The organism is Polaromonas sp. P1_G2 (genome assembly GCF_056405515.1).
Window position 1 is genome coordinate 1 of sequence record NZ_JBFUBY010001115.1, and the last position, 457, is coordinate 457.

1 protein-coding gene is annotated in these 457 nt (G+C 64.9%); it reads left to right on the forward strand.

Annotated elements, in window-relative coordinates:
- Positions 1-402: dTMP kinase (locus tag AC1D0P_RS29330; RefSeq protein WP_477679947.1), on the forward strand; the 402-nt coding region annotated here is incomplete at its 5' end.
- Positions 403-457 lie beyond the last annotated feature (55 nt).

A 457-nucleotide genomic window follows, 5' to 3' on the forward strand; every position in this document is an offset into this window, starting at 1 on the left:
CTTTGCGACCGTTTCCTCGATTCGACGCGCGTCTACCAGGGCATTACCGGCAATCTCGAGCCGGCCTTCATCCAGAACCTGGAGCGGGTGGCTGYCAACGGCGTCATGCCCGACTGTACGATCATTCTCGACCTGCCGGCGTCCGAAGGCCTGAAACGCGCCCGCAGCCGCGCAGAGGCCCAGCCGCAGGCGGCCGCTCCCGACCGGTTCGAGAAAGAAGAACTCGATACCCATGAGAAGCGCCGCGAGGCATTCCTCGATATCGCCGACCAGGAGCCGCTACGCTGCCGCGTCGTCGACGCATCGAACGCGCCGGAGGTAATCGCGGAAAAAGTATTCTCGATCGTCGAGCCGCTGCTGCCGATCCAATCGTCCCGGGTCAAGGAGACCGGCAGCGCGTGAGCACGGAAGCGGAGAGGACGCTGCTTGATGGCGCCATCGCGCCCTCGGCCAACAC